This window comes from Bradyrhizobium sp. UBA2491, assembly GCF_002341725.1.
GTDB lineage: Bacteria > Pseudomonadota > Alphaproteobacteria > Rhizobiales > Xanthobacteraceae > Bradyrhizobium.
In genome coordinates, this window is the sequence record NZ_DDOP01000098.1 from 1 (window position 1) to 6,721 (window position 6,721).

Genomic DNA, 6,721 nt, shown 5'->3' on the forward strand with positions numbered 1-6,721 from the left:
CCGCCGCCACCGCCACCGCCGCGTCCACCACCACCGCCGCCGCCACCCATCGCGCCCATCTGCGCGGCGGTCTGGGCGAACGAAACAGTCGGCGCCACAGCCAGCGGCAGCGCAAGCGCCAGTGCCGCGGCAGTGCTCAGAACTTTCATATTGATCATTTTGGACTCCATCAAAACGGACAATGTCTAACCATTTCTGCGGGTGGACGTTCCAGCGCGCGACATTGATTGTCCGTCATCTTTGCGTAGCCGGGGGCGCATGTATGGCGGCTGAACAAAACTCTCCGTGAGCGCGGCATTTGGTCGCCAAACCGGTCCATGACGGCGTGCATACGGGGAGTGCCGGGCTACCTTGGCGGCCGCTGGACATTTGGGGATTCAGGTGGCAATCAGAGCCCGGACTGCCTCGAACCGACGACCGGCCGCGCATGAAACAATTCCTGCTGAAATTCTTCACCTGGTGGAATGGCCAGACCTTTGGCACGCAATTGTGGACCTCGCGCTACGGCGAGCTGGTCGGCGAGGACGAGCAGGGCAACCGCTACTACCGCACCAAGGGCGGCGCGATCGACCCGACGCTGCATTTCGAGCGCCGCTGGGTGGTCTACAACGGCTATGCCGAAGCCTCCCGCATTCCGGCAGGCTGGCACGGCTGGATTCACCATACTACGGATGAACCCCCGACCGAGCAGAACTACGCGGCCCGGGAGTGGGAGAAGCCGCATCTGCCGAACATGACCGGCACCGCGCAGGCCTACCGTCCGTCCGGCTCGACGCTGGCGAGCGGCCGCCGTCCCAAGGCGACCGGCGACTACCACGCCTGGACGCCCGGAAGCTGATCTCCGCACATCGCTGTTTCGGACACGCCGCCGCGTGATGCGGCGCGTGCACCGCACGCGTGCCTGTGGACAATGGTAACAGCGGGGACAGCGACCGCTCCGCCGATGCTGGCCGCTTGCATCGCGCACGGGTTCGCGGCTCAATCAAGTCATCTTACGGAGATGGGAGACCATCGCGTCGGATCGGGCTCCAGATCGCGACTGTCCCGATGAGCAGCGGCCTCCGAGTTGGATGCGGCCGGGAGATAGGCCCCCGGTACAGATGTCCTGAAATCGCCCGTGAATGTTGAGGCTACCGTGAGACAGGAAAGGCCGCCCGGGAAACCAGGCGGCCTTTTTCTTTGCGGCGTTCGGATCAGCCGAGGCGCGCTGCGGCGCGGCCCATCAATTCGCCGCGGCGCGCATGCGCCGGTCCCATCCGCTCTTTCATCAGGGCAAGGATTTCGGCCGGTGCGGTATCCGGCGAGCCGGCATTGAACGGCGGGGCCGGGTTGTATTCGAGTCGGAGCTGGATCGCTTCCGCGGTGCTGCGGTCGACAAGCTCCGATACCAGCGTCAGCGCGAAGTCGATGCCCGCGGTGACGCCGCCGCCGGTGAAGCGGTTGCGGTCGACGCAGACCCGCGTCTTAGTCGGGATGGCGCCGAAGCCTGCCAGGAAATCGATCGCGCTCCAGTGCGTGGTGGCGCGATAGCCCTTGAGCAGCCCGGCCGCGCCGAGCACCAGCGATCCTGTACACACCGACGTGACGTATTTGGCTCCCTCGGCCTGCTTGCGCAGGAAGCCGAGCATCTCCTCGTCGCCGACCATGTCGTCGGTGCCGAAACCGCCGGGCACGCAGATCACGTCGAGCTGCGGGCAGTCGGCAAAGGTCGTGGTCGGCGTCAGCACCATGACCGAATCCGTCTGCACCGGCTCGATGCGTTTCCAGATCAGGTGCACCTTGGCGCCGGGTACCGAGGAGAACACCTGCAAGGGACCGGTCAGGTCGAGCTGGGTCACCTTCGGGAAGACGAGCAGTCCTATCTGCAACGGTTCGGTCATGGGAGCCTCCAAAATAGCGCTTGACGGAACCAGGATGGCATGATGGCCTTCCGTCCAAAATGGCGTATTTCCCTCATTTTAGGACGTAGCGTCGCGCGAAGCGCAGCGTCCCTTGCGAGGATTTGGCGATGATCGGCATGCTGATCTTTCCCGACTTCCAACTGCTCGACGCGGCCGGGCCGATCTCAGCCTTCGAGATCGCGGCGCGCTTCGCCAACAACCCGCCTGACATCAGGACCATCGCGGTGAAGGCCGGGCCGGTGCGCAGCTCATCCGGTGTCGAGATGCTGGCGCGCGGGTTCAGGCCGTCGGCGGCGATCACGACGCTGATCGTTGCCGGCGGCAATGGCGTGCGTACGCCGGCGACCTGTCCGACCACGCTGTCCTTCGTGCGGCGAATGGCGGACCGCGGCATCCGGGTCGCCAGCGTCTGTTCGGGCGCCTATGTGCTGGCCGAGGCGGGCCTGCTCGACGGCCGTCGCGCCACCACGCATTGGCAGCGCACGCCGCATTTCGTGAAGAGCTATCCGAAGGTCAAGCTCGAGCCGGACCAGATCTTCGTCCGCGACGGCAATATCTGGAGCTCGGCCGGCATCACCGCCGGCATCGATCTCGCGCTGGCGATGATCACCGAGGACTACGGCGACGAGATCGCGCAGCACACCGCGCGGCAGCTCGTGCTGTACCACCGGCGCAGCGGCGGGCAGTCGCAGTTTTCCTCGCTGCTGGAGTTGAAGACGCCGAACGGACGGTTCGGGCCGCTGCTCGCCTGGGCGCGCGAGAATCTCAACGCGCCGCTGACGGTCGAGGATCTCGCCGACAAGGCCGGGATGAGCTCGCGGCATTTCACCCGCGCCTTCATCGCCGAGACCGGCACCACGCCGTCGAAGGCGGTGGAGCGGCTGAGAATCGAGGTGGCGCGGCAGCGCGTGCAGTCGTCGGGCGAGGCGATCGAACGCGTCGCGGAGATCACCGGCTTCCGCGATCCCGAGCGGATGCGCCGCGCCTTCATCCGCGCCTTCGGCCAGCCGCCGCAATCGCTGCGCCGGGCCGCGCGGGTGGGGTAGGCAACCCAAAGCGTGATGAGATTGGGTCGAGATCGAGCAGCGTCGAAACTTCACCTCTCCCCGACGGAGAGAGGTGAACCGAGACCGCGCCAAGCCGATTTATCCAAAACTCATCCCGCTTTAGTGCGGGGCGTCGGGGTGCCAGCCGAGCAGGGCGAGCATCACGAAGAAGCCGACCACATAGGCCACCATGATCGGCCAGCCCTGGGTGATCCAGCGCACCACCGATTTGGCTTCCGGATACATGTTGGACACCGCAACCCCCGCCGACGAGCCGAACCAGACCATCGATCCGCCAAATCCGACTGCGTAGGCGAGAAAGCCCCAGTCGTAGCCGCCTTGCTTCAGCGCCAGCGCGGTGAGGGGAATGTTGTCGAACACCGACGAGACGAAGCCGAGCCCGAGCGCGGTCTGCCATGACGCGGCGGGCAGCTTCTCGACCGGCATCATCGAGGCCGCCGTCACCAGCGCGAGCAGGAACACGGTGCCCTTCAAGGTCTCCGGCATGACCGACCAGTCCGGCCGCCGCAGCAGCGCGGTGACGAGGATCGCGGCCCAGACCGCGAGGCCCAGCACCGGCAGCACATCGAGCAGCGCCGGGAATTTCAGGTTGGCCGTCACATTAGCGGTCAGCGCGGCGAGCAGGATCACCGCGACGATCGCAACCCGCGCCCAGTCGATCCTGAGGCCGGACGGCGCCTTCTTCACGATGGGCGAGAAGCGGTGCTGTTGCAGCGAGGCCGGCACGGCGAACACCAGCATCGCAACAATGGCGGCGACATAGGCATCGACGACGCTGAGCGGACTGATGCCGGCGATCCACATCATCGTCGTCGTGGTGTCGCCGACCACGCTGCCGGCGCCGCCGGCATTCGAGGCGGCGACGATCGCCGCGAGATAGCCGATATGGACGCGGCCGCGGAACACATGCCGCGCCACGGTGCCGCCGATCAGCGCGGCCGCGATATTGTCGAGGAAGGCCGACAGCACGAACACGATCACCAGCAGGATCAGGCCGCCCTTCCAGTCATCGGGCAGCAGTGCCGGCATCTCGTCGGGGATGCGGCTATCCTCGAAATGGCGGGACAGCAGCGCAAACCCCATCAGCAGCAGGAACAGGTTCGCGAGCGTGACCCACTCATGCTCCATGTGATGCACGAGGCCGGGCAGCCCGGCGCCGAATTTGGCAAAGCCTGCGAACAGCAGCTTGTAGGCGACGATTGCGGCAAGACCCGTCAGCGCCACGGCCAGCGTGTGGTGATGGAAGATCGCGACGCCGAGCAGGGTCAGCGCGAACAGGATGAAATCGAGCGGGATTCCGTAGACGAGGATGGGCGCGAACAAGGCGGTCTCGATGGCTGGAGCGTGCGGCGGCGTGCGGCGCGTCCGGCCGCACTATCGCGCGGCGGCCGGAAGTTCAAGGCGCACGATCGCCGCAACGCGCGGCGCGGCCCACCAGGGGTGATCGGGAGCGAACGGCAACGACGTCGCTCCCGATCTGGTCGTTCAACCCAGCGTCTTCAGCCAGGCGCTGATCTCGGTCACCGCGATGTTGGCCTGGTTGAGCAGCTTGCCCATGGTGAAGAAGCCGTGGAATTGGCCGGGGAAATGCCGGTAGGTCACCGGCACGCCGGCGTCCTTGAGGAATTTCGCGTACTCGTCGCCTTCATCGCGCAGCGGATCGGCGCCGGCGGTCAGCACATAGGCCGGCGGCAGTCCCGCAAAGCTCTTCGCGCGGGCGGGCGAGGCACGCCAGTCGGTGCTGTCGGCGTCGCCGAGATAGTGGTTGGCGAACCAGCCGATCACTGAATGGGTCAGCAGGACGCTGGTCTCCGGCTCCCGGTGCGAGGCATGCTTCCGCGCGAAATCGGTGCCGGGGTAGACCAATAGCTGGGCGGCGAGCTTCGGTCCGCCGTCGCGGGCGGTCAGCGCCACCACGGCCGCGAGGTTGCCGCCGGCGCTGTCACCGCCGACGATCAGGCGCGCGGCGTCGATGCCGAGCTCCTTTGCGTTGGCGGCGACCCAACGGGTCGCGGTGACGGCGTCGTCCACCGCAGCGGGAAAACGGTGCTCGGGCGCGAGGCGATAGTCGACCGAGATCACGATCAACTCGCCTTCATGGGCGAGCTTCTGGCAGACCACCTCATGGGTATCGAGATCGCCGATCACCCAGCCGCCGCCATGGAAGAACACCAGGCAGGGCGCGAGCCCGTTGATCTTGCGCAGCGTCTTCGGGGTGTAGATGCGGGCCGGGATCGTGCCGTGCGGGGCTGGGATCGCCAGCGCCTTGCTCGAGTCGAGCGCGGGCGGCTCGGGATTGGAGACGATTCGCGCGGCGCGATAATATTCGCGGGCTTCCGGCGCGGTCAGCGTTTCATAGGCGGGGCGGCCGGCCTCCTGGAAGGCCTTGAAGACGGCGGCGGCATCGGGATCGAGAACGACGGGCATGGGCGACAAACCTCGTTGTGGTGCTGGACTGAAATCTCAGGCGGCGGTGCGGCCGCCGTCGACGGTGTAGGCCGAGCCGGAGACGTAACTGGCCTCGTCGGAAGCGAGGAACGCGACGATCGAGGCGACCTCGCGCGCCAGCCCGAGACGGCGCGCCGGGATGCGATCGACGATCTTCTCGACCGGCGGCGGCGCGTTGCCGCCGGAGCGGCCCTGGAGGATGGTGCTCAGCATCCGGCTCTCGATCATGCCGGGACAGACGCAATTGACGCGCACCCCGGTGCCGCTGCATTCCCAGGCCGCGCTCTTGGTCAGCCCGATCACCGCGTGCTTGCTCGCGCTGTAGACCGCGATCATCGGCGATCCCACCAGGCCCGCGATCGAGGCGGTGTTGACGATGCTGCCCTTGTTCTGCTTCAGCATCACCGGCAGCACATGTTTCATGCCGAGGAAGACGCCGACGACGTTGACGTCGAGCACGCGGCGAAAGCTCTCCAGCGAATATTCCGGGATCGGCTTGATGTCACCTTCGATGCCGGCGTTGTTGTAGAAGGCGTCGATGGTGCCGAAGCGGTCCACCGCGGCTCGGACATAGTCCTTGACCTCGGCCTCGTCGGTGACGTCGGCTGTGATCGTCAGCGCCTCGGCCGAGGCGGGCAGGTCCTTGATGGCGGCGGCAAGGTCGGCTTCCCTGCGGTCGACCGCGACGATCCGCGCGCCGCGTTCGGCGAGCAGCTGGAGCGTGGCGGTTCCGATGACGCCGGCAGCGCCGGTGACGACGGCAACCCGGCCGTCGAGCCTGATGCGATCTGGCATGTTGGGTTTCCTCTGGCTGGTCCGGTTCGATCCGGATTTTCCTGGTTTTCGCGCGGTGCGGCGCGCCTTCAGCGTGAGGACTATCACACGTGTTCCGGGGAGTGACCAGAGGGCGGCGAGGGCGTCGGGGAGGGTATCCTGACGCCCTTTCCCCGCCGTATTCGGCGTGTTAACCGATGCCCTGCGAGCGGCCGATATCAAGGTAGACTGTCGCGAGCCCGATTCGCCCTCTAAAGCCGCGCGAGATGCTTCGAACCATTGCCCTGACTGGCTTTGCGGCCTTGATCGCCGCCTCAATCGTCGCGCTTGCGCCGCCTGCGCGCGCGCAGATCGGAACGATTTTCTCCGATCCCGCGCCGCGTCCGCCCGGCTCGATCCCGCGTGGTCAGGTGGCGCCGCCCAACGACGACGACGAGGAAGTGCCGGAACTGCCGCGCGGCCGCCTGTTGCCGCCGCCGAACCGGCCGTTGCCGCCGGCGCAGGGCGTGCCGCCGCCCGGCAGCGTGCAGT

At 66.8% G+C, this 6,721-nt stretch carries 6 protein-coding genes and 1 pseudogene; 3 read left to right on the forward strand and 4 right to left on the reverse strand.

The features are described 5' to 3' along the window. The first annotated feature begins 427 nt into the window (after nucleotides 1-427). The gene (locus B2W55_RS32295; RefSeq protein WP_024578470.1) at nucleotides 428-838 is read left to right on the forward strand and encodes an NADH:ubiquinone oxidoreductase subunit NDUFA12; all 411 of its coding nucleotides are present in this window, start codon (nucleotides 428-430) and stop codon (nucleotides 836-838) included. A 355-nt stretch (nucleotides 839-1,193) separates the two neighbouring features. Here the strand turns inward: B2W55_RS32295 and B2W55_RS32300 are convergent, their stop codons facing one another. Continuing rightward, a complete protein-coding gene (locus tag B2W55_RS32300) occupies nucleotides 1,194-1,880 on the reverse strand; it encodes a DJ-1/PfpI family protein (RefSeq protein ID WP_024578469.1) in 687 nt (228 codons plus the stop codon). Nucleotides 1,881-2,008: 128 nt separating this feature from the next. Between B2W55_RS32300 and B2W55_RS32305 the strand changes: the two genes are divergently transcribed. Beyond that, complete coding sequence (locus B2W55_RS32305) at nucleotides 2,009-2,947, forward strand: GlxA family transcriptional regulator (RefSeq protein WP_024578468.1); 939 nt, start codon at nucleotides 2,009-2,011, stop codon at nucleotides 2,945-2,947. A gap of 120 nt (nucleotides 2,948-3,067) precedes the next feature. On the opposite strand, the gene B2W55_RS32310 is transcribed toward B2W55_RS32305, so the two are convergent. The 3 genes from B2W55_RS32310 to B2W55_RS32320 all read right to left on the reverse strand — a co-directional run bounded on the left by B2W55_RS32310 (nucleotide 3,068) and on the right by B2W55_RS32320 (nucleotide 6,211). Beyond that, nucleotides 3,068-4,291 (reverse strand): SLC13 family permease, encoded by a 1,224-nt coding sequence (locus B2W55_RS32310; protein WP_024578467.1) that lies wholly within the window; start codon nucleotides 4,289-4,291, stop codon nucleotides 3,068-3,070. A 162-nt stretch (nucleotides 4,292-4,453) separates the two neighbouring features. Beyond that, entirely contained in the window at nucleotides 4,454-5,395 is a 942-nt protein-coding gene (locus B2W55_RS32315; RefSeq protein WP_024578466.1) for an alpha/beta hydrolase, read from the reverse strand. A 36-nt stretch (nucleotides 5,396-5,431) separates the two neighbouring features. Further along, nucleotides 5,432-6,211: an SDR family NAD(P)-dependent oxidoreductase gene (locus B2W55_RS32320; RefSeq protein WP_024578465.1), complete on the reverse strand. Its 780-nt coding sequence runs from the start codon at nucleotides 6,209-6,211 to the stop codon at nucleotides 5,432-5,434. A 245-nt stretch (nucleotides 6,212-6,456) separates the two neighbouring features. Between B2W55_RS32320 and B2W55_RS32325 the strand changes: the two are divergent. Then, nucleotides 6,457-6,721, forward strand: a pseudogene (locus tag B2W55_RS32325) (DUF2155 domain-containing protein); the annotation flags it as partial.